The organism is Cellvibrio sp. ATLC23 (assembly GCF_057196725.1).
In genome coordinates this window covers 45,516-72,508 of sequence record NZ_JBXUOS010000006.1, presented here as the reverse complement: position 1 = coordinate 72,508, position 26,993 = coordinate 45,516, and the positions used below count along the sequence as shown (strand labels likewise).

The 26,993-nt window shown below is 49.9% G+C and carries 22 protein-coding genes; 3 read left to right on the top strand and 19 right to left on the bottom strand.

What is annotated here, in order from left to right; all coding sequences use genetic code 11:
• Positions 1-21 precede the first annotated feature (21 nt).
• Positions 22-1,467, top strand: a complete 1,446-nt coding sequence (locus tag AC2CG4_RS11240; protein ID WP_484486519.1) for a circularly permuted type 2 ATP-grasp protein — start codon at positions 22-24, stop codon at positions 1,465-1,467.
• Positions 1,468-1,470: 3 nt separating this feature from the next.
• Positions 1,471-2,439, top strand: a complete 969-nt coding sequence (locus tag AC2CG4_RS11235; RefSeq protein ID WP_484486343.1) for an alpha-E domain-containing protein — start codon at positions 1,471-1,473, stop codon at positions 2,437-2,439.
• Between the two features lie 103 nt (positions 2,440-2,542).
• Here the strand turns inward: AC2CG4_RS11235 and AC2CG4_RS11230 are convergent, their stop codons facing one another.
• The 19 genes from AC2CG4_RS11230 to AC2CG4_RS11140 all read right to left on the bottom strand — a co-directional run bounded on the left by AC2CG4_RS11230 (position 2,543) and on the right by AC2CG4_RS11140 (position 25,579).
• Positions 2,543-3,334 carry a DUF4349 domain-containing protein gene (locus AC2CG4_RS11230; protein ID WP_484486342.1) on the bottom strand — a complete coding sequence of 264 codons (792 nt, stop codon included), beginning with the start codon at positions 3,332-3,334 and terminating at the stop codon, positions 2,543-2,545.
• A gap of 118 nt (positions 3,335-3,452) precedes the next feature.
• Positions 3,453-4,025 (bottom strand): flavin reductase family protein, encoded by a 573-nt coding sequence (locus AC2CG4_RS11225; RefSeq protein ID WP_484486341.1) that lies wholly within the window; start codon positions 4,023-4,025, stop codon positions 3,453-3,455.
• A 1-nt stretch (position 4,026) separates the two neighbouring features.
• Positions 4,027-4,584, bottom strand: coding sequence for a hypothetical protein (locus AC2CG4_RS11220; RefSeq protein WP_484486340.1), 558 nt, complete (start codon positions 4,582-4,584; stop codon positions 4,027-4,029).
• 181 nt (positions 4,585-4,765) lie between these two features.
• A complete protein-coding gene (locus tag AC2CG4_RS11215) occupies positions 4,766-5,203 on the bottom strand; it encodes a hypothetical protein (protein ID WP_484486339.1) in 438 nt (145 codons plus the stop codon).
• 97 nt (positions 5,204-5,300) lie between these two features.
• Positions 5,301-6,242 carry a transglutaminase family protein gene (locus tag AC2CG4_RS11210; protein WP_484486338.1) on the bottom strand — a complete coding sequence of 314 codons (942 nt, stop codon included), beginning with the start codon at positions 6,240-6,242 and terminating at the stop codon, positions 5,301-5,303.
• Between the two features lie 13 nt (positions 6,243-6,255).
• Positions 6,256-8,814: a circularly permuted type 2 ATP-grasp protein gene (locus AC2CG4_RS11205; protein WP_484486337.1), complete on the bottom strand. Its 2,559-nt coding sequence runs from the start codon at positions 8,812-8,814 to the stop codon at positions 6,256-6,258.
• 136 nt (positions 8,815-8,950) lie between these two features.
• A complete protein-coding gene (locus AC2CG4_RS11200; RefSeq protein WP_484486336.1) occupies positions 8,951-12,379 on the bottom strand; it encodes a transglutaminase family protein in 3,429 nt (1,142 codons plus the stop codon).
• A 289-nt stretch (positions 12,380-12,668) separates the two neighbouring features.
• The gene (locus AC2CG4_RS11195; RefSeq protein ID WP_484486335.1) at positions 12,669-13,391 is read right to left on the bottom strand and encodes a proteasome-type protease; all 723 of its coding nucleotides are present in this window, start codon (positions 13,389-13,391) and stop codon (positions 12,669-12,671) included.
• A gap of 186 nt (positions 13,392-13,577) precedes the next feature.
• A complete protein-coding gene (locus tag AC2CG4_RS11190; RefSeq protein WP_484486334.1) occupies positions 13,578-14,399 on the bottom strand; it encodes a mechanosensitive ion channel family protein in 822 nt (273 codons plus the stop codon).
• Between the two features lie 18 nt (positions 14,400-14,417).
• Positions 14,418-15,137 carry an electron transport complex subunit E gene (locus AC2CG4_RS11185; RefSeq protein WP_484486333.1) on the bottom strand — a complete coding sequence of 240 codons (720 nt, stop codon included), beginning with the start codon at positions 15,135-15,137 and terminating at the stop codon, positions 14,418-14,420.
• Positions 15,130-15,795 (bottom strand): electron transport complex subunit RsxG, encoded by a 666-nt coding sequence (gene rsxG / locus AC2CG4_RS11180; protein WP_484486332.1) that lies wholly within the window; start codon positions 15,793-15,795, stop codon positions 15,130-15,132. Before rsxG ends, AC2CG4_RS11185 begins: the two co-directional genes overlap by 8 nt.
• Entirely contained in the window at positions 15,795-16,871 is a 1,077-nt protein-coding gene (rsxD, locus tag AC2CG4_RS11175; protein ID WP_484486331.1) for an electron transport complex subunit RsxD, read from the bottom strand. The genes rsxG and rsxD overlap by 1 nt, the downstream gene beginning before the upstream one ends.
• Before the next feature lie 42 nt (positions 16,872-16,913).
• Complete coding sequence (rsxC, locus tag AC2CG4_RS11170) at positions 16,914-19,289, bottom strand: electron transport complex subunit RsxC (protein WP_484486330.1); 2,376 nt, start codon at positions 19,287-19,289, stop codon at positions 16,914-16,916.
• Positions 19,290-19,309: 20 nt separating this feature from the next.
• Positions 19,310-19,978, bottom strand: a complete 669-nt coding sequence (rsxB, locus tag AC2CG4_RS11165) for an electron transport complex subunit RsxB (RefSeq protein ID WP_062066385.1) — start codon at positions 19,976-19,978, stop codon at positions 19,310-19,312.
• Positions 19,979-20,028: 50 nt separating this feature from the next.
• Positions 20,029-20,619, bottom strand: a complete 591-nt coding sequence (gene rsxA, locus AC2CG4_RS11160; protein ID WP_484486329.1) for an electron transport complex subunit RsxA — start codon at positions 20,617-20,619, stop codon at positions 20,029-20,031.
• Positions 20,620-20,811: 192 nt separating this feature from the next.
• A complete protein-coding gene (gene metG / locus AC2CG4_RS11155) occupies positions 20,812-22,854 on the bottom strand; it encodes a methionine--tRNA ligase (RefSeq protein ID WP_484486328.1) in 2,043 nt (680 codons plus the stop codon).
• 131 nt (positions 22,855-22,985) lie between these two features.
• Entirely contained in the window at positions 22,986-23,180 is a 195-nt protein-coding gene (locus tag AC2CG4_RS11150) for a hypothetical protein (RefSeq protein WP_484486327.1), read from the bottom strand.
• A 3-nt stretch (positions 23,181-23,183) separates the two neighbouring features.
• Positions 23,184-23,696, bottom strand: a complete 513-nt coding sequence (gene greB, locus AC2CG4_RS11145) for a transcription elongation factor GreB (protein WP_484486326.1) — start codon at positions 23,694-23,696, stop codon at positions 23,184-23,186.
• Entirely contained in the window at positions 23,696-25,579 is a 1,884-nt protein-coding gene (locus tag AC2CG4_RS11140) for a S9 family peptidase (RefSeq protein WP_484486325.1), read from the bottom strand. The genes greB and AC2CG4_RS11140 overlap by 1 nt, the downstream gene beginning before the upstream one ends.
• A gap of 127 nt (positions 25,580-25,706) precedes the next feature.
• Between AC2CG4_RS11140 and tilS the strand changes: the two genes are divergently transcribed.
• Positions 25,707-26,972, top strand: coding sequence for a tRNA lysidine(34) synthetase TilS (gene tilS / locus AC2CG4_RS11135; protein ID WP_484486324.1), 1,266 nt, complete (start codon positions 25,707-25,709; stop codon positions 26,970-26,972).
• Positions 26,973-26,993 lie beyond the last annotated feature (21 nt).

Sequence of the window (26,993 nt, the reverse complement as noted above, 5' to 3'; positions counted from 1 at the left end):
AAGGAAGTCACCATGAGTGAAATGAAAATTGATTGGCAGAATTACCATTCTGGCAATTTTTACGACGAATTAATTGGCTCACCCGGCAAGCCCAGACCCGAAACCAAGCATATTGCCCAATATCTCGCTTCGCTTTCCGGCGCGGAGTTGCAAGAGCGCAAACTGTCTGCTGAATTAGCCATCAAAACCATGGGTATTTCATTTACCGTGTATAGCGATGCAGGCAACATCGACCGCGAGTGGCCGTTTGATATTATCCCGCGCATTATTCCGCAAAAGGAGTGGCAAAAAACTGAGCGCGGTTTGATTCAGCGCTTAACTGCACTTAATTGTTTCATTAACGATATTTACAACGACCAAAAAATCATTAAAGACAAGGTCGTGCCCGCCTACTTATTTGAAAATTCGGTTAACTTCCGCAAAGAATGCATGGGCATGAAACCGGCCTATGGTGTGTGGTCCCATATCTGCGGCAGCGATTTAATTCGCGATGACAAGGGCGAATTTTTTGTGCTGGAAGATAATTTGCGAGTGCCTTCCGGCGTGTCCTACATGTTGGAAAATCGCAAAGTAACCAAGCGTGTTTTTCCCGAGTTATTTGAAAACCACAATATTGTTCCTGTCACCGACTATCCCAATCAGCTGTTCGATACACTCGCATCTTTATCGCCGCGCAAAGCAGATCGTCCTGAAATTGTGGTACTTACTCCCGGTATTTATAACTCTGCCTATTTTGAACATTCCTACCTCGCGCAACAAATGGGCGTGGAATTAGTTGAGGGTAGTGACTTGGTAGTCGACAGCGATGACTGTGTCTATATGCGCAGCATTGATGGTTTAAAACGCGTGGATGTTATTTATCGTCGTATCGATGATTTATTTTTAGACCCGGAAATGTTTAATCCGGATTCTGTGCTCGGTGTGCGCGGTTTAATGCGCGCCTGGTTAAAAGGCAATGTTGCGCTTGCCAACGCACCCGGTGCCGGTGTGGCTGATGACAAAGTTATCTACACCTTTGTGCCGGCGATGATTAAATATTATTTGGGTGAAGAACCTATTCTGCCCAATGTGCCGAGTTATTTGTGTGTTGATAAAAAGCAGTGCGATTACGTGCTCGCTAATCTCGATAAGCTGGTGGTGAAACCAGCAAATGAATCGGGCGGTTACGGCATGATAATCGGCCCGCAAGCGAGCAAAAAAGAACTGGAAGAATTTGCTCTGCGTATTAAGGCTGACCCACGCAACTATATGGCGCAGCCGCTAATTTCCTTATCCACTGCACCTATTCTTACCAATGGTAATGCCGAGCCGCGTCATATCGATTTGCGCCCATTTGTATTGCAGGGGCGTGAAAGTTGCGTCACCCCCGGTGGGCTAACGCGTGTTGCGATGCGCAAGGGTTCCTATGTGGTGAACTCATCGCAAGGTGGCGGCAGTAAAGATACTTGGATTGTGGTGGAGGATTAATTAATGTTGTCACGTGTAGCAGAGCGAATTTATTGGTTGGGTCGTTACATGGAGCGCAGCGAAAATATTGCGCGCCTCGTCAACGTTAACTCAAATCTATTATTGGATTTGCCCGCAGGTGTACGGGTTGGTTGGGGGTCGCTGATTGATATCAGCGGCACTGGTAGTTACTTCGAGCGCGACACTCAGCTGGCTGATGAAAAAACCGTGGTCAATTTTATTTTGGCGGATAAAAAAAATCCGGCATCACTAATTAACTCACTGAGTTTTGCCCGCGAAAATTCGCGCATAACGCGCGAAACCATGCCGATGGAGGCGTGGGAATTAATTAATGATTTGTATCACTATATTCGCGACCGCGCAGACAAAGTTACCTCGCGCCGCGACCGCAGTATTATTTTGTTACATGTCATTAGCAGTGTGCAGCAATTTTCTGGTTTGCTCGCAGGTTGTATGAGCCACAACAACGCTTACGATTTACTGCGCATTGGCCGCAATATTGAACGCGCCGATATGAGTACCCGTATTGTGGATGCAGGTTTGGTAAATCTGTTGCCGCACTTGTCGGCCGGTGGTGCTGAAAAGCTGGAGCCTTACGACAATATTTTGTGGATGAGTGTATTGCGTTCCCTCAGCGCCTACCAAATGTATCGCCAGCATGTTCGCGACCGTGTTAATGCCAATGCTGTAGTGACTTTTTTATTGCAAAACGAAGACTTTCCCCGCGCTGTCGCCCATTGCCTTAAACAGCTGGAGCAGTGTTTGTGGGCATTACCCAACAGCGAAAAAGTGTTAGCTGCAATTGTGAATATTCAAAACAAATTAGATGAAGCTGACTTGGATGAATTATTAAAATCCGGCTTGCACGAATATATCGATGAGCTGCAATTGGAGATTGGTAATTTGCATTTCAAAATTGCCGAAACCTGGTTCCTACAGGGCGTGGTATCCCAGGAACAAAAATCAGCTTAGGTTACAAAAGTTTTCTTGCGTGTTGTCTCTCTGAGATCACTGACCCGCCATTGAGCGGGTCTTTTTATTGTTCATCTGTTGTGATGTATTGGTCGTGTTAAAACTATCTTAGCTTACGCCAAAAAAACTTTATTATAAAAAATAACAGTATTAATACTATAAACCATGGTAATAGATAGGCGACTCCCGTAATTGCTACGGCAGTGCCTTCTGCTAAGTTACTCATAAACTCGTCCAGCGAGTCTACAATTGGCTGCAAAAATGAGTTTTCGTTGAGGCTCGATAAGTGAATGTTGATAATGTTCATGTTCACTCGTTGCATTAATATTTCGTTGTTCCCAGTTAGCTCTTCCAGTTGTGATTGGGTGTTAGCTATTTCTTGGGAGACTTTAATTAGTGAGTCTATATTCCCTTTGGCTTGTTGTTGTAATTTGAGTAAATCTGCCTGATAAGATTGTAATAATTTGATGCGTTTTTGTGTGTCGAAAACTTGGGCTGATAGATCTTCTACTTTGATTGATTCGCTCGTTGTTTGTCCTCCACTACTTGCAAGCGTTAAGAGTGGTTGCACGCCTTTCGGAGATATTCTGATGGTGATTTTCCCGTAGCTATAGTTTCCTATCGAAAGGTTGGATTCCAGAATGGTGCAATTGTGTTCACTGTCTGAAGTACAGTAAGTTGTTAGCGCTTTATATTTTTCTGTAATACCACTTTTTTCAATTTGTATGCTGAGATTGTACTCATAAGATAGATAGGGGGTCGTTTTTCGTTGAGCTAATTCTGCTTTAATGTTCGGGCTTGGTCCTTCTGACGCTTTATTGTCGCTACTTCCGCAGCCATTTAAACTGAAAAGCACTAATAAATAAGTTAGAGCTGGTGCAATTATTTTTGTCATGGTCAAGTTAAATCCTTTAGTCAGTTTTTTGAAAAAAATGTGGGAGGAGGTAGCAAGAATACTGATGTCAACTGTATTGTTGCTGAATGTGACTCATCATTTATGGTGCTGTTGTGTTTCACTCAGAGTAACCACTCTCCGTTGTAAAAGCTTCACCTGTCATATAAAATTCGCCGCCTGCCATATAGTGAATACTGCGTTGTTGCGGGTCTGCGGAAAAATGCCAGCGGCCATCAATAAATTGTTCTGCGTCTGCATAGGCTGCAACAACTTCACCGATGATGACATCCATCGACTCTGCACCTTGTTTTATCACCTTGCATTCCAACCAGCCAATACAATCTTCGATTAATGGTGCGCCGATGATGGAAGATGGAAAGGTTTTTATCGCATAGCGAGAAAATTTATCCTCATCGCGGCCAGAGGAATCGCCAACATCCAATGTCAGCTTGGCAATTTTTCGCATAGGGAATTGCAAAGCAAATTCACCACTGGCATCAACCAGTTCACGCGTAAAAGTATTTTTGTCGATTACTACAGCGACTTTAGCCGGTGAAAAATCCACCGGCATTGTCCAAGAGGCAGCCATAATATTGCGCCGGTTTCCATAAGCGCTGGTGACAATGCTGACTGGGCCGTGGTTAAACAATTTGTAACTGTCTTTCAATTGAATTGCGATGTGTCTGCTCATGTTAAAACGTTAACCCTGTGCCTATATATAAGTTCCACAAATGTGCTTTGCTTTCGCCAGGTTCGCCAAAGTGTTGATAATCCACGCCGACACCCAACAGCAAGTGCTCTTGAATACGCAGGCCGATTTCTGCATTACCTTCAACGAGTGCCTCCCAGTCATTCAGATCCGGTTGTTTGAATTTAAATTTTCCGACGCCTACACCCAAACCGCCCAGCAGATACATTCCTGAGTCGCTGGCAAACTGATCATAACCAATGCCGCCCATACCGACTGAAACAGTTTCAACAATTGAATCGGGAGTAGGGTTGTTGATGTCGGTCACGCTGCGATTGCCTGCCACATAAAAGGGGCCGAAAAATAATCTGGCCCCTAAACTGCGTTCAAAAGCCATTTCATATTTTTCGTAGGTTCTTTCGCCGTAATCAAATTCGTCTTCATCAGCATCAATAATGCCTATTGGGGAGTATTTCAGTTGCAGCACTATAGGCCAATCCACTTGCGCATGTGCAGTGGTTGCTGCGATTCCCAGCAGTAAAATAAACAGAAAACGTTTCATGACGTGTTCCCTTGAAAATAAAACGCGGTTGCTTGGTTGTAATATTTTAATGCGTACTTTGAATTAGTTGTAGGGCGGCTTAGCGAAGCAAGCCGCCGAGTTTTTCGACTTGGGAAAAATTAGCGTTGGTGCTTGCTGTAGGTTAATGGGTAGCCATGCCTAACATGTATGTGAAGAGTGGTTAAGCTTTTTTCCAGGCCGGATCAGTTGGCTTACTCAAAGCGTAGAGAGCGAAAAATGCCGGAATTGATATTATCCAGCTAACTGCTGTACTAATATAAAACTCGGCATCGCTCATGCCCATTCTCAAATCAATATTAGTAATAAAATAATAGGCGATACTGAAAATAAGGTAGGTAATGAATACTTGCAGCCAAAAATTGGGTTTATAAATAGGTTTAAGAAAAGTGAAGCCAAAAAGACCAACAGTAGCCACCAACCAAATAACTAAACTAGCAACTTCAACAAATCCTGCTTGAGGATGAAAAAGAAAAGAGATGATTCCAAAGGTTGAGATTATTGTTATAAAAAAGAAATATATTTTCCACCAGATGGATCGCTTAAAAATTCCCTCAATTGCGACATCCGAGTTTGGTGTTTTATAAGGGTTGTTTTCCATATGTGCCTCTATAGTAATGTTCAATGCCGCAGTAAACGGCGGATTTTAAAAAGTATTTTTGTAGAATGATTTTGCGTAGCAAAAACTAAAAGCAGATTTAGCGTTGAGTTTGGCTTTGGCTCTGACCTTGGGTCTGAGTCTGATTTTGAACAAAATCTTCTTCGATACGGCGCACATCGACCGATACAAATAATTGTGGTGAGTGACCGCCGCCAAAAATTACGCCTTTAAGTGGAGTTACATCGGAGTAGTCACGGCCCCAGGCGGTGGTGATGTGTTGTTCACCGGTGATTTTATTGTTGGTGGGGTCAAATTCGTACCAGCCTTCGCCGGGGGAATACACTGCAAACCATGCGTGAGTAGCATCGGCGCCGACTAATTTTTTTTGCCCGGGTGGCGGCAATGTTTCTAAATAACCGCTGACATAACGCGCGGGAAAACCCAGTGAGCGCAAACAGCCAATCGCAAAATGCGCGAAGTCCTGACATACACCACGTTTGTGCTTTAACACTTCTGCAAGTGGTGTGGCGACATCTGAAAATGTTGGGTCGTAGGTGAAGTCGGCAAAAATTCGCTGGGTTAATTCCATTACCGCCGATAAAAAAGGGCGGTCGTCACTAAACGATGGCGCGGCGTATTCGGCCAAATCGCTATGCGCTTGCACCATGGGCGAGTCGAGGATAAATTCACGGGCGCACAGCGTTTCCCAATCTTTACTGTGTTGCAATAAATACCTCACGTAAGTGCAGGGGTTGCCGAAATCGAGATTGGGGTCTGTGATTGCATCTTTAATATAAATATCGCTGGTGATACTCACATCTAATACGGTGTGATCTTTTTCAATCGAAAATTGTAAAAACTGATTGCCAAAATAGTCGGTGCGTATGGTGCGCGTTGTCGCCATCGGCGATACTTTAATATCCAGTTTGTCGATGCGCTGCCGCTCGGTTGCGCGCGGCAATACATAGGCGAGGTTGTAGCAGTTGCTCACTGACAATGCGTATTGGTAGCGCGTGCTGTGGAGGATGCGATATTTCATACGCGTTCCCATTTCATAATTGGTCCTGCCATTCGGTATTTTTCACTAACAGCTGCGGCCCGTCAGTATGATCAAAATAACGTTGGCCAATGGCTTTGGTTGCGGTGACAATTAAATATTGCAAGCGCGATAAGAGTTGATCCAAATCCGAGCGAATACCGTTGGTGGTTTTGGCAAGCAGTTTTATGTCGCTGAGCCTTAGCGCGGTGGTGGCTTCCAATAATAATTTTTGCTCGGTGCTGAATTCATCCTGATTGTCAGTCAGGTTGCTAAAGTGTTCTTCTAATTGGGTTAACTGATAAATCAGCGAGCGTGGATTTTTTGCGTTGAGCATAATCATTTCCAAACCTTGCTCGATACGCATGCCATTTTGGTAACGGCGGCGATAAGTAATCAAAGCTTCGCCGCAAAGCAAATTGGATTCAATCAATGTCTCTTGTTCAATTTCTTCAAAACCGGTCACCAATAGTGAGCGCAAGGTATTCACAATTTGCAGCGCACGCTCAAGACGGCGCCCCATTTCCATAAAGTGCCAGCCATTGCCGCGCGTCATACTTTCGTGAATTAAACCGGCAAATGCGAGTAGTGTTGTAATCAGCGGCGCCAAGGCTTCTTCCGGCGCGGAAAGCGTGTTGGGTTCCAGCGTTTGTTTTAGTTGCTCAAGCTGATCGCCTATGTCGTTAATCACCCGCTGTGTATCGTTGGAAAATTGCTCTTTCACTTGCTCAGCGGCATTAATCATAGCGACTAAATTGTTGGCCACACTGCCGAGTCTTTGGTGGTCCAAAATAATCGAAATCATTTCCGGTTCGGGATTTTTAAACAGCGTATTTTGCAGACTGGTAAAACCTGGATAGGTTGCGGTGACATGGGTGATGGCACTCAATAAAGTGCGACAGACCGGATCGGGCAATTTTTCGGTTTTATTGAGCTGAATGAAGACGGTGCGCAGTAAACGCAGTGCGGATTCCGCGCGCTCGGCATAGCGCCCCATCCAAAATAAATTTTCTACCACACGGCTAGGGAGCGCATTGGTACTTTCGTTGGAGGATTGGGCATCTATATTGAGTAGGCTGATTTGTTTTTCAGGTTCCGATGCCAACACCCAGGTATCTTTAGAAACGGAGCCGCGTTGGTTGGAAATAATTTTTTTATCGGCATCGAGATTAACTCGCGTCAAACCGCCGGGCATCACCGAATAAGAACTTTCACTGGCGACGGCAAAGGTGCGCAAAACCGATGCGCGCGCTTGAATTTGCCCTTGATGCCAGGTGGGCGTTTGCGCACCGGCAACATATTCCTGCGCAACAAATTGCAGCGGATTTTTGCGAATACGATTTTGCCAGGCCTGTAATTTTTTATCGTCCAAATCCGCGCCATAGACTTCATACAAACCGGGGCGACGATAGGTGGGTTTGATCAACAGATCTTTTAAATTGGCGCACACATATTCCAAATCATCGCTATTGCCACACCACCAGGTTTTGACTGATGGCATTTGCAGGTCGCGCCCTAATAGCGCCTGTGAAATAACAGGTAAATAGCGCAGCAGCGCCGGATTTTCCAACACACTGGAGCCGAGTGGATTGGCGATTGCTACGTGACCCATACGTGCAACATCTAATAAACCGGGTACACCCAAGCGCGAGTCGCCACGCAACTCTACTGGATCACAATAGACATCATCGACGCGGCGCAAAATCACATCGACACGTTTTAAACCGTCGAGTGCTTTCATCCATACATAACCATTGCGCACACTCAAATCGCTGCCTTGTACTAATTGGAAACCCAAATAATTGGCGAGATAGGCGTGTTCAAAATACGCTTCGTTATAAATACCCGGTGTGAGCACCACAATGCGCGCAATGCCGCCGTTAGGATTTAATTCGTGTAAACGCTGCCGCAAGCGCGAGAAAAATAATGACAGACGATGCACATGGCTATCGCGAAACAAACTGGGAAAAACACGGTTCATCACCGTGCGATTTTCTAAGGCGTAACCCGCACCGGAGGGCGCTTGGGTGCGGTCGGCCATCACGCGCATAGTGCCATCGGGTGCGCGCGCCAAATCGGCAGCGTGCAAAATCAGTTGGTGATCGCCGGGCAATTTAATTTGATGACAGGGGCGCAAAAATCCGTGATGGGAAAATAATAATTCCGGCGGAATCACACCTTGGCGAACCAGTGTGCGCTCACCGTAAATATCTTGCAGCAATAAATTAAATAATTCCGCGCGTTCAACCAGCGAGGTTTCGATTTGGTTCCACTCTTCGCTGTCAATGAGCAGTGGGATGGGGTTGAGTTGCCAGCTTTGATTTGCATCTGGCTCATCGTAAATTTTATAGGTTGCACCATCATCGCGCAGAATGCGGCGAGTTTTGCGCTGCCGCTCTTCAATCGCGTCTTGCCCCAGCGTTTGCAAGCTGTGCAGTAGGTAGCGCCAGTGGGGGCGAATACCGCCTTCACTATCATAGGCTTCATCCATCCCTGCGAGCGGTGAGGGATACATAAACGCCTTAATATCGCTGGTAGTGACCGGATTTTCCATAAGCGTGGAATAAGGTTTCATGATATTGAGTTGTTTTTATGGGTATGAATTTCATTGTAACCCGATTTTGTGTGCTTGGCGGTTTAAGAATGGCTTGCCTGTTTGCTCATCGCGCTTGATGACGTTGAAATTCAACAAGTGCGATGAGCATTTAATGCTATTTGCGCAAATCCAATGTGTGCGGATATTCATCTGCCGGTTCTTCTGGCGGCGGTGCCATAGGTCTGGGGGGATGTTTGTTTTCAAAAAATTCACGCAGAATTTCCCCGGCCGGGGTGATCGGTAAGGCTCCCGGTGTGTGGTTGATATCAAAGAAACGATTACCACGGCGCGATTCGGCTTCATTGGCGTTAACCGGGAAGCGATCATAGCTGCGGCCACCGGGATGGCTGACGTGATAGGTGCAACCACCGATGCTTTTGCCGTTCCAGGTATCAATCAAGTCAAACACTAACGGTGAGTGAATGCCGATGGTCGGGTGTAATGCTGAGGGCGGTTGCCATGCGCGGTAGCGCACACCGCCGACATATTCGCCGTGTTTTCCGGTTGCATTCAAACACACGCGGCGGCCATTACAGGCGAGCACATAACGGCCCGGTGTTAAGCCGCTGACTTTAACTTGCAAGCGTTCGAGGGACGAATCCACATAGCGTGACGTGCCGAAGCTGCTGACTTCTTCACCCAGCACATGCCAAGGTTCAATCGCCCAGCGCAATTCGATTTCAATATCATCCAACTGCACACGGCCATAATGCGGGAAACGAAATTCTTCAAATGCAGCCAACCATTCGAGTTGGAATGGATAACCTTGTTCATTTAAATCGTTAACCACATCGCGCAAATCTTCCCACACATAGTGAGGCAACATAAATTTGTCGTGCAGTAAAGTGCCCCAGCGTACCAGCGGTTTTTTGTAGGGCTCTTTCCAGAAGCGGCTAATCAAACAGCGCAACAATAAAATTTGCACTAGTGACATACGTGCATGGGGTGGCATTTCAAAGCCGCGGAATTCCAAAATACCTTGGCGGCCACTGGCGGTGCCGGGGGCGTAGAGTTTATCGATACAAAATTCAGCGCGATGGGTATTGCCGGTGATGTCGATTAATAAATTGCGCATCAAGCGATCGACCAACCAAGGCTGATCGACAATACCTTCCGGCATTTCTTTGAAAGCGATTTCCAATTCGTACAGCATTTCTGCACGGCCTTCATCGGCGCGCGGCGATTGGCTGGTCGGTCCAATAAATAAACCGGAAAATAAATAGGACAGGCCTGGGTGATGCTGCCAATAAGTCACGAGGCTGCGCAATAAATCCGGGCGGCGCAAAAACGGACTGTTCGCCGGTGTTGAGCCGCCGAAGGTGACATGGTTGCCGCCGCCGGTGCCTGAGTGGCGGCCGTCGAGCATAAATTTCTCGGTGCCCAAGCGGCACTGGCGGGCATCTTCATAAAGTGCTTCGGTGTTATTAACCAAATCGGCCCAGGTTTCTACCGGATGAATATTCACTTCAATCACACCCGGGTCTGGGGTAATTAAAAATTTCTTTAAGCGATAATCTTTTGGCGGTTCATAACCTTCCAGCACCACCGGCATATTTAATTCGGCCGCGGTTGCTTCAATCGCTTCGATCAATGCAACGTAGTGTTCGAGATAAGTGAGGGGCGGTAAAAATAAATGCAAACGGCCATCGCGCGCTTCAAAACACATCGCCGTGCGGATCACATAACCCGCTTCGAGATAATTGGGTTTGTGTGCTTCAGGGCTAGTGGCATTTGCCAATGCAGCTTTTTGCTCGGCAACTTTTTGCGCAATAGTCATTTTGCGTGTGCCGTTTTTTTCTGCCGCAAGTGCCGTGGCTTGTTGACCGCTTGGTGCCAGTGGCTCGCGCGTAGTGAGCGGATCGTTTTCCGGCTGATAGCGCTCGTAATCGTGTTTGGGGAATTCGAGTGAGTTGAGCGGTAAACGCAGGCCTAAAGGTGAATCGCCGGGCACTAAAAATAATTGGTCGTTACGCAACTTCCAGCGGCCAGTTAACCAACTTTGATTGGGGTAATTCCATTCAATCGGTAAAACGTAACCGCTTTCGGTATTTAATCCGCGCGTTAATAATTTTGCGATCCGGCGCCGTTCTAGATCATCTTTTAAATCGGCTTTTAATGGATCTACATCGTGCGGTAAGGTTTGCTCTGCCCAGAGGTAATAGAGCACATCTTCGTAAGCGGGAATTAAATGTTCGCCGTTGACGCGAATTTTTTCACACAATCGTTGCGCGAATTTTTTTGCATCTACGTGGGTGAGGCCGTAATTTTTATCAGCGCGCGCTAATAAATCCGGATTGTTCCACAGCGCTTGGCCATCGGTGCGCCAGAAACAGCCCAGCGCCCAGCGCGGCACTTCTTCACCTGGGTACCACTTGCCTTGTCCGTAATGCAATAAACCATTGGGCGCAAAAGTTTTGCGCATGCGCAGCAATAAATCTTTAGCGAGACGCAATTTGTCGGCACCGAGTGCACCGGTATTCCACTGTTCGGATTCCATATCGTCAATGGACACAAACGTCGGTTCACCGCCCGTCGTTAAACGTACATCTTGTTCAATTAATTCTTTATCCACCGCGGCGCCGAGCGCGTTAATGGTTTGCCACTGCTCTTCGGTATAGGGTTTGGTGACGCGCGGATCTTCGAGGATGCGGAACACTTCGTTGCTGTAAGAAAATTCCACTTCGCACTTGCTGGTGGCGCCGGTAATCGGCGCGGCAGAAATTGGGTCGGGTGTGCAGGCGAGTGGGATGTGACCTTCAGTAGCGAGCAAGCCGGAGGTGGGGTCAAGGCCGATCCAACCGGCACCGGGAATATAAATTTCGGTCCAAGCGTGGAGATCGGTAAAGTCTTTTTCCGGGCCGCTTGGGCCATCGAGCGCTTTTACGTCGGAGGTGAGTTGCACCAAATAACCAGAGGCAAAACGCGCGGCATAACCGAGATGACGGAAAATCTGTACCAATAACCAAGCGCTGTCACGGCAGGAACCCTTGGCTAGCGTGAGGGTTTCTTCGCAAGTTTGAATACCGGGCTCAAGGCGCACACCATAACCAATCGCCTGCTGTACCAGCTGGTTGATGCTCACCATAAAATCGTTCACCGCCCAAGGTTTTTCACTGACTTGGCGATGCTGAATATCGGCCTTGATTTTGTTGACTATCTCCATCAATTGCGGGCCGCTTTCGCTGATTTCCAGATAGGGAACCAACTCGCGCTTTAATTGCTCGTCGTACTCAAAGGGGATGTTCTCTGCATACTCTTCCACAAAAAAATCGAAGGGATTGATCGAGGTCATATCGGCGACCAGTTCGACCTCGAACGAGAGTATTTTGGTCTGTTCGGGAAATACCAAGCGTGCTTGAAAGTTGCCAAACGGATCTTGTTGCCAATTGATGAAATGATCGGCGGGCTCAATTTTTAACGAATAGCTATGAATTTTGGTACGGCTATGGGGCGCTGGGCGTAAACGCAGCACATGGGGGAAGAGTGAAGTCAGACGATCAAATGCATATTGAGTCTTGTGGTGAATGGCAACGCGAATAGCCATAAGTTAATTCCTTCCTGCATCGTGCGGTTTATGGATCATGCTGGTGCACTCAAGTGTGTACCAGACTGGGAAAAGGGCAAGTTCTTATCATCCTCAATGGTTGTTACGCTCTGTGGATCGCGCTGAGTGTGACCTAGCTTACCTGTTTTATTGGTTGAGGGGCTGTTGTTATTACTAAGGCAATAACTGCACCATAAGCGCAGGGGCCAAGCAAATGCGTTGGCTTGAAACAAAAAAGCGCCAGTATCGAGTGGATGCTGGCGCTTTTACATTCTTCGGTGCTGACAACTCAGACCTGCGGTGGCGGTGGTGGCAATTGTAGGAATGCCGCCACAATCAGCTGATCCCAGGATTTGGTGAGTTCGTGCAGATATTGGTTATCGGCAGCAAACACTGTGTGTTGCATAAAACCGCTATTGGTGGCGTAGCTCATGAGTTCGATCGGTGGGCCAACGGTAAGGTTGGACTTCATAGTCGAATCCATGGAGACCAGCGCGCAGAGTGCGGCAGTGTCCAATCCGGTTTCCGGTTTGAGCACACGGTCGAGGATCGGCTTACCGTACTTGCTCTCGCCAATCTGCAGGTAGGGGGTTTGATCCGAAGTGGTGATGTGATTGCCCTGAGGATAAATCAACATAACTGCTGGTGATTCCAAGCCAATTTGCCCGCCGAGCAGAAAGCTGGCTTCAAAGCTCACATTGTTGTTGTGTTGAGCATGTTTCTCTTGAATAGCGATATTGATCTCGCCGACGTAATCGGCGGCATCGTGAATGCTCTCAACCGTGGCGAGGCTGACATCGGCACCATCTTTGATGTCTTTGCGGATTTTGGCGATCACAGATTGGGTAGTGGCAAGGTTACCGGCAGAGTTAATGACGATTTGACGGTCGCCCTCAATGCCGAACTGGTACATCTTGCTGTAGGTGCTGACCTGATCAACACCCGCATTGGTGCGCGAGTCTGAGCAAAAAATCAGGCCGGCATCGACTTTGATCGCAACGCAATAGGTCATAACAGCAACCAGAACTCAGGAAAAAAAGGGCGCTTAGGTTAAGAGCAGGGGGGGGATGCGTCAAGGCTAATTTGGCGCATTAAACAAAGAGTTCTAATTAGCACCCAGGCAGGATGGCTTTAACGCTCAAAGTGAAACAGTTTTGTGGAGAGAGCGAGGACAAGTGCCCTCGCCGAATAGTCGCTATCACTCAGCTGGTTTATTCCAATGAATATCCATTTGTGGAAAGGGAATACTAATGCCGTTGTCATCAAATGCTTGTTTGATTTTTTCGGTCACATCGAACTTCACTGCCCAATAATTTTCAGTTAACACCCAGGGGCGCACGTAAAAATTCACGCTGCTAGCGCCTAGTTCACCGACTGCAATAACCGGCTCTGGTTCTTTGAGGATACGCTCGTCTTGTGCGAGGATAGAATTGATCACATCGCGCGCTTTGCGCATATCATCGCCGTAGCCAATACCAAAAATCATATCGATACGACGGGTGCTGCGCGCCGAATAATTGATGATGTTACTGCTGTAGATAGTACCGTTGGGAATGATGACTTGTTTGTTGTCGCCGGTGTGCAGAATGGTGGAGAAAATCCCTATTTTATCGACAATACCGGAGGTGCCTGCGACTTCAACAAAATCACCTGCTTTAAAAGGGCGGAAAATCAGCAGCATAAAACCAGCGGCAAAATTTTGCAGTGAACCCTGCAATGCCAAACCAACGGCCAAACCGGCGGCACCCAAAATAGCGATTACGGAATTGGTATTCACGCCTAATTGATCGAGTGCGGCGATGATAACAATCACCATTAATAGCGCACGTGCAAGAGACTTAATAAAGTCGATCAGAATGGCGTCGAGTTTGGTGTGTGATAGCACTTTACCCAATGCACTGCTCACCAGTTTTACAATCAACTGGCCGACAAAAAAGATCAGGAAGGCGAGCAAAATTTTGATGCTCCACGGCACCACGTACTGATTAAAAAGTTGAATCAGATTGTCTTGTTCAAACATTCTATTTTCCTCGTTGGGTTAGGCTACCGAGCCGGTGGTGCGCACACGTTTGCTGCCTTTGGCCGTTTGAATTTTGCGTGCATCGGCACGTTTTTTCAGTTGGCCATCGATTGCATTTTTGCCCGCAATTAAAAACCCTACCACAATAAATGCGCCGGGTGGTAACAAGGCAAAAATCACATTGGGGTAGCTAGCACCAAAAATATTCAATTGCCAGCTGCGTGCAGACTCGCCAAAAATCAGCTGCATATCGGCAAATAAATGCCCGGTGCCCAGCAGTTCGCGCACCGCGCCCACCGCAATTAGCACCAGCATAAAACCCATGCCCATCATAAAACCGTCAACTAATGAGGGCAGTAATTTGTTTTTGCTGGCAAAGGCATCGGCGCGGCCAAGTACCGCGCAGTTAGTCACAATCAGTGGAATAAAAATGCCGAGAATTAAATACAACTCGTAGGTAAAGGCTTTCATTAATAATTCGGTGCAGGTCACCGCAGAGGCGATAATCATCACAAACGCGGGCAGGCGCACTGCATCGCTCACCTGATGGCGAATCAGCGATACCACCACGTTGGAAATAATCAATACCAGCAGGGTTGCCAGCCCTAAGCCCAGTGCATTTACAACGGTCGAGCTGACCGCAAGCAGCGGGCAGAGGCCGAGCAGTTGCACTAGCGCAGCGTTATTGCTCCATAGACCTTTGCGGGTAATCTCTTGGTAATCTACGCCATTACTCATGGTGTTCACCTGTGTGTGGCTGGGTGTTGTTGGCAACTGTATCGCTAAATAATTGCGCTTGATTGGCGGCGACAAATTCCAGTACACGTTTTACTTGCCCGACCACTGCGCGCGGTGTAATTGTCGCACCGGCAAATTGATCAAACTCGCCGCCGTCTTTTTTTACTTTCCATGCAGTGCTAAATGGCAGTTGTAAACTTTTGCCATTGAAACTCAAAATCCACGGATTTTTTTTCAAATCAATTTTATCGCCCAAGCCGGGTGTTTCTTTGTGTTTGATCACGCGCACACCGGCAACACTGCCATCGCGATTGACGCCGACAATCAGTTCGATATCACCGGAGTAACCATCACGCGCCACAGTCGGAACGATCAAGGCAGTGATCTCGCCGTTTAAGCGCGCCCGATGAATAGTGGCAGCGCTACCTACGTGCAAGGTTTCCTGCGCTGCGAGCGGTACCGGGGTGATATCGGTAAGCAAATCATTGTCGTGAGTTTGCAGCGGAATTATTTCAAACAGTGCACGCTGTTGTGCGGCACGCTCGGCGGCGGCGATGCGGTCTTTGGTGCCGAGATTGGTCAGCGCAAGTGTACCGGCGGTGGCCAGTGCAAAGGCGGCGAGCAGTAAACTGTTTTTACTTATGGATTGGCCGAGCATTAGTGACCTCCATCCTGTTTGCTGCTATCGGTCGCGCGGCGTGGCTTTTTGTGGCCATAGGTGCGCGGAGTGGTGTAGTAATCGATAAAGGGTGCAGCGAAGTTTAATAACAATACCGCAAAACCCACACCGTCTGGGTAGCTGGTGCCCCAGGTGCGGATCACATAAACCAGCACGCCGATCAGCGCGCCGTACACCATGCGGCCGCGCACACTCACGGCTGAGCTGACTGGGTCAGTCACAATAAAAAATGCGCCGAGCATAGTCGCGCCAGAGAGCAGGTGGAAAATGGGTGAACCGCCTGAGTTGGAACTGCCGGAGTCGTAAAATACACCCGCCATCAGCGCGAGCGCGAGCAGCATGCAAACCGGTGCGTGCCAGGTAAATACTTTTTTGTAGAGCAGGTAAATCCCGCCCAGTAAAAACGCAATATTCACCCACTCCCAACCGGCACCTGCCCAGCGGCCATCGGTAAATACTGCTTCTTGTTTATAAAGATCATCCAGCGTTAAACCGGCATTTTGTTTCATCACATCCAGCACGGTGGCAGAGCTGTAGCCATCGATTGGTGCGCTAAAAAAGATCTTATCGAGTGCGGCGACCAAACTGGGCAGGCTTTGGCCATCGGCAAGTGAGGGCAGGGGCGTAGCCCAAGCGGTCATCTGTACCGGAAAGGAAATCAGCAGCAGGACATAGGCGACCATCGCCGGATTAAACGGGTTAAAACCCATGCCGCCGTAGAGTTGTTTGGCCAGCACTATGGCGATAAACGCAGCGCTGATCACCAGCCACCAAGGGCAGTAGGGCGGTAGCGATACGCCAATCAATACGCCGGTCACCAGAGCGCTGCAGTCGCGCAGATAAAACTGGATCGGGCGGTTGCGCAGTTTCAGCACTAAGGCTTCAAAGGCGATGCAGCTTAAACTCGCCAGCAGCACATTGATTAATACTCCGATCCCGAAAAAATGGGTCAGCGCCACTATGCCGGGAAAGGTGGCATAGACCACCAGACGCATAAGGCGCCCGGTGCGATTGGCCCCGTGGGTGTGGGGGGAGGTGATATTTAATAACGCCATTCGTTTATCTCATTGAAAATCGTTGCGGCGGATGATGATTGTTTACGCCAGCTCTTGCAGCTTCTCTTCCAGCTTGCTGACACCTGCGCGGAAGGCGTCCACATTGGCATCGTTTTCTGCTTCAGCTTTGGCTAAACGCTCGCGCGCTTTGTTCAAGCGGGTTTGCAGGGATTGAATCTGTTCCGCGCGTTTTTCTTCATCGCTCATGCTCGCCATAGCCGCTGCTTTGGCTTTGGCCTTTTCGATGGCAGCCTGCGCCGCGCTTTGTTCGGTGGTTGCCGGTGCTGCTTCTGGTATTGTTTCTGATGCTGGGCTGGGTGCCGGTTCGTCTTTAATGCCCAAGGCGGCTAACTCGGCCAGTGCTTCGCTAATTTTTTGCTGCAGTTTGTCGGCGCCTTGCTGTAAGGCATCCAAGTTAGCGCTGCCTTCGGTTTTAGCGGCGGCAACTTTTTCTTCCGCTTTGGCCAAGCGGGTGCGCAGGGATTCGAGGTTAGCTTTGGCCTTATCTTCCGGCGACATAGTCAACTTGGCCTGCGCGCGGGCGATGGCAGCGGCGACTGGGTCGTTCATATCCACTGCGGCTGCGACAGATGGCGCTGTGCTTGCCGGCGCGGTATTGATCTGGGTGGCACTTGTCTGCGCCAAGAAGTCAGCGAGTTTTTTCTCGGCTTCGGCGAGTTTTAACTCGGCCTGTTTGATGCGCACTTGCTGTTTTACCAGCTGCTCATCGCTAATCACCGGGTTGGTTTTATTGGACACCAGCGGTTTTTGCTGGAATTCCAGCGCGGTTTTGGCGGTGGTGACCAAACGCTCCAGTTTGGCTTTTTGTTCGTCTGGCGCGGCTTGTACCGCATTTGCGTTAGCGACGGCGGCGCTCAGTACATCCGTTGGTGCAGCGGGCGCGGCACTGGTGTTCGCGGCTTTTTCGGCCAGTTTTTTCTTGGCCTCTTCTGCGGCTTTTTGGCGGGCTAAACGCTTGGCTTCTTTTTCTGCCTCTTCTTTGGCGATGCGCTGCTGGCGGAATTCAAAACGCTGGCGCGAGCGGTCAGACTTTTCTTTTTCGATCTCATGCAGGCGAATCGTGCCTTTGGCGGCGCGATAGTACTGCACCAGCGGAATGGTGCTGGGGCAGACATAAGAGCAGGCGCCGCACTCGATACAATCGAACAGATTGTGCGATTCCAGTCGCTCAAAATCTTCTGCTTGGGCATACCAAAACAGCTGCTGCGGCAGCAGGCTGGCAGGGCAGACCTCCGCGCATATGCCACAGCGAATACAGGCTTGCGCCGGTTGCGGTTCGGGCAATTCCTGTTTGCTGGGGGCGAGGATGCAGTTAGTCGTTTTAATGATGGGCGACTGCAAATCGAGCAGGGTAAAACCCATCATCGGCCCACCCATCACCACGCGCGAGGCGCGGTTGTCAGCAAAACAGTGTTGTTCTAACACGTAGCTGATTGGGGTGCCGAACAGCACTTCTATGTTGCGCTGGGTGCCGAGCGCATCGCCTACCACCGTGGTAATACGGGAGACCAATGGCTCGCCGTAGCGCACCGCGCGCCACGCGGCTACTGCGGTGCCCACATTGACGCAGATCACCCCGACATCGGCCGAGTGATGGCCGCTGGGAATCTCCCGCCCGGTCAAAATTTGGGTGAGCTGTTTGGCTCCGCCCGAGGGGTATTTGGTCGGGAACACCGCGACTTGAATCTTGGCTGCTTCGGGGTTATTGACCGCCGCACCGGCCACGGCGGCTCTGACCGCTGCTATGGCTTTGGGTTTATTGTCTTCAATGCCGATCAGCAGGTTTTTGGGGTGATGCAATATGTGGCTCAGCAGCAAGGTGCCGGCGACCAGTTCGTCGGCGCGCACCTGCATCAACATGTCATCGGCGGTGATGTAGGGCTCACATTCGGCGCCGTTGAGGATCAGGGTGTCGATCACCTGAGTGGATTTGGGCGCAAGTTTGATTGCGGTGGGAAAGCCCGCACCGCCCAGACCAGCAACACCAGCGGCGCGGATTTTATCCAGCAGCGCCAAGCGATCCAGGCTGAGGTAATTGTCGCAGGGCGTTAACTCGACCCATTCATCTTTGCCGTCCGGCTCAATCACTACCGATTCACTGTTCATGCCCGATGGGTGGGGAATTGCCCGCTCTTCAATTGCGATGACGGTGCCAGAGGTGGATGCATGAGTATTGGCACTAAACGTACCGTCGGCCGCGCCGATCAGTTGCCCGGCCAGCACGCGCTCGCCCACTTGCACCACCGGTTGCGCGGGGGTGCCAATATGTTGGTTGAGCGGAATTACCAATAGCGGCGGCAGGGGCAATGACCCCAGCGGTAATTGCAGGGATTGGCTTTTGTGTTCGGGTGGATGGATACCGCCGGGCAGTTCCCACACTTTGATCAGGCTTGTCATCTAGGCAACTTTCTCGTCATTTAGGCGGCTTTGTCGCCGTCATGTGTGCCGCCAAAGGCTTGGCCGCGCCCTAAATCAGAGGCGATCAAATTCACCTCTTGGGCGACAACATGAAATACGGGTTTTTGGTTGGTCGCCGGTAAATCCCATTTCCAGGTTTTGAGGTCGGTTTCCACCGGGATCATATCGATACAGTCCACCGGGCAGGGTTCGACACACAGGTCGCAGCCGGTGCATTCATCGACAATCACTGTGTGCATATGTTTGGCGGCACCGAGGATTGCGTCCATCGGGCAGGCCTGAATGCACTTGGTGCAGCCGATACATTCGTCCTCACGGATATAGGCAACGCGTTTGATATCCAGATGCTCGCCGTGTTCTGAGTCGAGTGATGGCGCTTCGACATCGAGCAGGTCAGCCAAGGCGTTGATGGTCGCTTGGCCGCCGGGAGGACATTTGTTGATAGCTTCACCCGCCGCGATGGCTTGGGCATAGGGGCGGCAGCCGGGGTGTCCGCATTGACCGCATTGGGTTTGCGGGAGCAGGGCGTCAATTTGTTCAACAATCGGGTCGCCTTCCACTTTGAATTTCACTGCCGCAAAACCCAGCACGGCGCCAAACGCAGCCGAGAGTCCGCCGAGCGCAAGCAGGGCGCTGAGGATGGGGTTTTGGAAAATAAAATCGATCATGTGTCTCTCTTTGTTAGCAAGGCTTGTGCTTTGTTAGTAAGGCTTGTTTGTTATTGCAGGCTAACCAGCCCGCCAAAGCCCATAAAGGCAAGTGCCATTAAACCGGCGGTGATCATGCCAATCGCCGCGCCTTTAAAAGGTGCGGGCACATCGGCCACGGCCAAGCGTTCGCGCATCGCGGAAAACAGCACTAGTACCATCGCAAAACCCAAGGCGCCGCCAAAACCGAACATGGTCGATTCAAAAAAGCTGTGGGCTTTTTGGGTGTTGAGCAGCGCGACACCCAGCACTGCGCAGTTCACCGTAATCAGCGGTAAAAACACCCCGAGTACGCGATACAGCAGGGGGCTGGTTTTCTCCATAAACATTTTTACAAATTGCACCACGGCCGCGATGACCAGAATAAAGGCGATGGTGCGTAAATATTGCAGATCCAGCGGAGTTAGTACCCACTTATCTACTAAGTAGGTACAGATCGATGCCAATGTCATCACAAAGGTGGTTGCACCGGCCATACCGATGGCGCTTTCAAGCTTGTTGGACACGCCCATAAACGGGCAGAGGCCAAGAAATTGTGCCAGCACAAAGTTATTCACCAGAACAGTACTGAGCAGAATGATCGCTAATTCGCTGAAACTCATGGTGGTTGTCCAATAAAGGAAAGTCGCTGGGGGTGGATTTGGCTTGCGTATTATCGGCAAGCAGAGAAGGATTCTCAATCAAAATGACATAAAGCCTTATGGGGTTTATGAATATCTGTAATCGATTCTTCTGATTTGCCCATCTGCCTTTCCCCCTTAAAACAAGGGGGAGAAGGGCGATGGCAAGGGGAGTTACATCACTCGTTGACCGGGCTGTGCGCCATTGTGCGGTTCCAATAAGTAGATTTCTTTGTCGCCTGGCCCTGCTGCTAACACCATGCCTTCACTCATGCCGAATTTCATTTTGCGCGGCTTGAGGTTGGCGACCACCACGGTCAGTTTGCCGACCAGGTCTTTCGGGTCGTAAGCGCTTTTAATGCCGGAGAACACATTGCGGGTTTCGCCGCCCAAATCCAGGGTCAGACGCAGCAATTTATCTGAGCCCTCCACATGTTCGGCGTTGGCGATCAGGGCGATACGCAAATCCACTTTAGCGAAATCATTAAAATCGATTTCGGCGGCGATGGGTTCATCGGCCAGTGGGCCTGTGGCTTGTTCATTCGCTGCGCTAGCTTGGGTAGCCGCAGTTGCCAAGGCTTCTTTACTGGCGTCGATCATGGCATCTACCTTGTCTTTTTCGATACGGGTTAACAGTGGTTTGAACTCGTTGATTTTCTCACCGGCGCGGAAACTCACCGGCGCATTCCAATTCAGGGTTTCACCCAAAAAGGCTTCGGCGTCGGCAGTTAGCGCAGGTAATACTGGCTTCAAGTAAGTCAGCAAGGCGCGGAACATATTGATGCCCAGGGTGCAAACCGCTTGGGTTTGCGCTTCGGCGCCGGCCTCTTTCGCCAGCTTCCACGGCGCTTGGGTGGCGATATATTCGTTGGCGGCATCCGCTAGGGCCATAATCTCGCGCATGGCTTTACTGTAATCGCGGTTTTCATAGTGATCGGCGATAGTCTCGCCAGCATCGACAAACTTTTGCCAGAGCGCCGCATCGGCAACTTCAGTCGCCAGCACACCACCGGCGTTATTGATGAACTTGGCGGTACGGCTGGCGATATTGACCACCTTGCCGACCAAATCTGAATTCACCCGCTGGATAAAATCCTCCAGATTCAGGTCGATATCGTCCACCGCGCTGGTCAGCTTGGCGGCAAAGTAGTAGCGCAGGTATTCCGGATTCAAATGGTCGAGATAGGTGCGGGCATTAATAAAAGTGCCGCGCGATTTACTCATCTTGGTGCCGTTCACGGTCAAAAAGCCGTGCACACAGATTTTGGTGGGGGTGCGCAAATTGGCCGAGTGCAGCATCGCAGGCCAAAACAGGGCGTGGAAGTTGACTATGTCTTTACCGATAAAGTGATACACCTCGGCAGTCGAATCCGGCTTCCAATACTCTTCCCAGTCGCCGCCAGTTTTATCCAATAAATTCTTCAAGCTGGCGATATAACCGATGGGCGCATCCAGCCAGACGTAAAAATACTTGCCCGGCTCGCCGGGAATCTCAAAACCGAAGTAGGGCGCATCGCGGGAGATATCCCAGGACTGCAAACCCGCATCCAGCCATTCGGCCATTTTGTTGGCCACTTCATCCTGCAAGTGACCGGCGCGAGTCCAGTTTTTGAGGAAGTCGCCGAACTCGGGCAGGGTAAAAAAGAAATGTTCAGAATCTTTCGCCACCGGAGTTGCACCGGAAATCGCCGATTTGGGGTTGATCAAATCCATCGGCGAATAGGTTGCACCGCATTTTTCACAATTATCGCCGTATTGATCTTCAGTCTTACATTTCGGGCAGGTGCCCTTGATGTAGCGGTCGGCCAAAAACAGTTGTTTTTCCGGGTCGTAAGCCTGGGTAATGCTTTTGCTGGCGATATGGCCATTGGCTTTCAACCGGCCATAAATCATGCTCGACAGCTCGCGGTTTTCCTCCGAGTGAGTCGAGTGATAGTTATCAAAGGCGATATTAAACGCGGCAAAATCGGCTTCATGCTCGGCTTTTACATTGGCGATTTGTTGTTCAGGCGAATGACCCAATTGCTCGGCTTTGAGCATTATCGCGGTGCCGTGGGCATCGTCGGCGCACACATAAGTACAATCCACGCCGCGCATCTTCTGGAAACGCACCCAAATATCGGTCTGGATGTATTCCACCAAATGGCCAAGGTGAATTGAGCCATTGGCATAAGGCAGGGCGCTGGTGACGAGAATTTTGCGAGGCAATTGGGTCATGGAATAAACCTGTCAAAGCTGAAGTCTATGGCGGGGCGATACGCGGTGAATCGGCCAGCCGAAAAAATGGGGCGCACTATAGCATTTTTCGCTGGCGCAATCAGGCTGGAGCTGTTGCGACTATTTGGCTGCTATTGCTCTGCAGCTTCTAGCGTTTTGCGGCGCTCTTCTTCTGTTTTCTTTAGGGTTTCTTCTAGCGTTTTGCTTTGTTCAAGCGCTTTGGTTTGTGTTTCGGTTAATATTCCTTCTGGTTTTGCAGTTTTTTCATCAGCACTACAGGCTGTTAGAGCGAAAATTACGAGCGCTAAGAACGATAAAGTTTTCATAATTTATTCCTGATCATAGGGTTTGTATTCAATGCGAGTGATGTAAAAAAACTCCTCGCCCTCCGGTTTTTTTAGCACCAGTTCGTCATCCACGCGTTTGCCCATCATTGCCCGCGCTAAGGGTGCATCCATACTGAGTTTTTGTCTTGCAACTTCAAACTCATCCGGGCCGACAATTTGGTAGGTTTTTTCATTGCCATCTTCATCTTCTAATGTTACCCAGGCGCCAAAAAAAACTTTGCTTTGGTCTTCGGGCAGGCGATCAACCACGGTAACCGCTTCCATTCGTTTGGATAAAAAGCGCACGCGTGAATCAATTTCACGCAGACGGCGTTTACCGTAAATATAATCGCCGTTCTCGCTGCGGTCGCCGTTTTTGGCGGCTTCGTGCACCACTTGCGTCACTTGTGGGCGTTCAATTTTCCACAGTTGGGTGACTTCATCTTTCATGCGTTTAAACCCGGCAGCGGTAATATACGCAGAACCTTTTTCACTCGGCGGGCGCCAACGTCCCATTACTTATCTCCAAAAACAGTGAGGTAAAAATTCAATTCTTCAGTGAGCGCACGCTGGATATTCTGCGCTTGGCGAAAGCCGTGAGCTTCATCGCCAAAGGTCACGTATTGGGTCATTATGCCTTTTTGTTGCAGTGCAGCGACCATGGCTTCTGCCTGCGCCGGCGGTACCACTTTATCCTGTAAACCCTGCAAAAAAATCACCGGGCAGTTGAGCTGATCTATGTGATGAATCGGTGAGCGCGCGCGATAGGTTTCTTGCTGCGCAGGATAGGCTCCCACTAGTGAATCTAAATAATGCGCTTCAAATTTATGGGTGTCGCGCGCGAGGGCTTCCAAGTCACCAATGCCATACAAACTGGCACCGGCTTTAAATACGTCGCTAAAGGTAAGCGCGGCAAGCACCGTGTAACCGCCCGCGCTGGAGCCGCGAATGGCGACTTTATTTTTGTCGATGAGGTGTTGCGCTGCTAAATAATCCACACCGCTGCACGCGTCGATCACATCGGTAATGCCCCAATTATTTTTTAACCTGTCGCGATAGCGTCTGCCGTAGCCGGTGCTGCCGCGATAGTTGACATCCAGTACAGCAAAACCACGGCTGGTCCAGAATTGGATTTTTAAATTGAGCGAACTTTCGGTTGCACCGGTTGGCCCGCCGTGGCACATGATTAATAGCGGTGGTAATTGGTCGGTGGTTCTTTTTACATTGGGGTTGGTGGGTGCATAAAAAAATCCGCGTGCGCTTTCGCCATCGCGAGTGGGGAATTCGATTGGTTGCGGTGTGGCAAAAAAATCTGCTGCAATTAATTGCGCTGTTGCGGTGAGTGGCGCAATTTTTTCGTGGCTGCCATCGGCACCATAAAACCAAAGCTGCGTGCTCTGTTTTGCGCTGGCGGCGATGAAATAACCTTTGCCATTGTGGCAATGAATGTTGGCAATATCGCGCAACTCGCTGGGGATGATCTTCAGCTTGCCTCTGGTTAAATCGATGCTGCCCAATTGCCAATATCCCTCTTGGCTAAAACAGCAGAATATTTCGTACGCCGATAAAAATCCGTAGCTACTCATGCCAAACACCCATTGTGGTGTGGCGAACTCTGCCTCCATTACACAAACGGCTTCAGCTTCTGTGCCAGTCCAGCGATAAATATTCCACCAGTTGCTGCGATCCGATACAAAAAATAATTCGCCCGCTGGCGACCACTGCGGCTGAAAAACAGATTCAGTGATTCCACCGGCAATCACCGCGCGGTTAATAATGTCGCCGCGTTGATTGAGTTGCGCGAGCACACACTCGGTGCCATCCCAAGGCATATTGGGGTGATTCCAATACAGGTAACTGAACTGATTTCCGTCCGGCGACAGGCGTGGGTTGGAATAAAAATCATCGCCCTGTGCGAGGGTATGTATCTCGCCACTGGTGAGATCCAGCGCAATAATACTGCTGCTGGGTTGATGTGCATCTTGTGTGCAATCTTCACGCACCGCTATTAATCGCCTGCGTGCTGCGTCGTAACAAAAATCCGCGTAACGATAAGCGCCCTCGGGCGTAAGCCCTTGGGTTTTATTACTGGCCAGATCGTAGCGATAAATTCGCTGGTCGCTATCCAGCACATAAAAAATGGCGCTGGCGGTAGCGAGATAGGGCGCGCCGCCATATTCGTGGGCGCGGGTGCGAATACTGTGCGGTGCAGGCAGCAAGTCTTCACGTATGCCACCTGATTCGCGCACCAGTGCACTGCGGCCTTTTTCCTGTGGGCGCGATTCCAGCCAGTAAACATAATCACCAACGGCTTGTGGCTCGCTGATGCGCACACCTTGGGCGGTGAGCAATTCGGCGCTAATGGGCGATGGCCAGTGGCCGTAGGGAATGCTGGTCATAAGGAGTGTCGCCTGACGCAATAACAAAGAAGGGCGGTATTTTGCCTCTCAATGCGAAGCAGGAGCAAGGCAGGGTTTTTATTTGAGTGGCTTTGGGCTTTAATGCCGGCTCTAACTGGATTTTCTTATGGATTTTACCGCTGAACAATTACGCACTTATCTGCCTCCCATTACTTCGCCATCCGCTATCTGGTGGATCGGTTTTAGCGGAGGCTTGGATTCTACTGTGCTGCTCCATGCGTTAACGCAATTGGCTTTGCCGGTACAGCTGCGCGCTCTGCATATCAATCACCAAATTTCACCCAATGCCAATGCATGGCAAGCTCAGTGCGCCGATTTTTGCGCGCAGCATGCGGTGCCGTTTCACGCTGAAAAAGTGCGGGTTGAAAATTCCGGTAAAGGCATTGAAGACGCGGCGCGCGAAATTCGCTATGCGGTGTTCGAAAAAAATCTTGCCCCTAATGATGTTTTATTCACGGCGCATCACGCTAATGATCAAGCCGAGACACTGCTGCTGCGTTTACTGCGTGGCACCGGCCCCCGTGGTTTAGCGGCGATGGCCTCTGTGCGTGCGCTGGGTGCGGGTTTGTTGGTGCGGCCGCTGCTGCATTTTTCCCGTGCGGATTTGGAGGTCTATGCACGTGTGCATCAACTGCAGTGGGTGGATGATGAAAGCAATCTGGATGATGATTATGATCGCAATTTTTTGCGCAATCAGGTGATGCCACTGTTGCAAGATCGCTGGCCGGAATTTAAACGCAAATGGCAGCAGACCGCAGAATTGTGCGCACAACAAGAGGCAATTGTGGAAGAGCTTGCGCGCGAGGATTTATGGCGCGCCGCGCCGCAGGCCGCGCGAGTAGGGCAGAGTATTGAGCTTGATACATTGCGGTTATTGTCGCCAACACGCCAACAAAACCTGCTGCGCTTTTGGTTGCGTTCGCTGCATTACACCACACCTGAACAATTGCATTGGCTGCAAATCGAGCGGCAAATTATTCATGGCCGCGATGATGCACAAACCCGCGTCAGCTGGGGTAATGTCGCGCTGCAAACCTATCGCCAGCGTTTGTATCTGCTACCCGTACAATTGCCGGAAATGGAACTGCAGTTTGAATTAACAAACGATGATTCATCACTGCGTTTGAAGGCTGATTTACCTGCATTGCAGATTCGTTATCGCACTGGTGGTGAACGCTGTAAACCCGCAGGCCGTGCGCACTCGCAAACATTAAAAAAACTGCTGCAGGACTACGCCTTGGAGCCTTGGCTGCGCGACAAGGTGCCACTGGTATTTAGCGGCGATGAGTTAGTCGCCGTGGGGGATTTGTGGGTCTGCGCGGGGTTTGTTGCGGCAAAAGATGAAGCGGGTTTTGCGCTGTATTGGCGATAAAAACCAAAAAAAACGGGATGC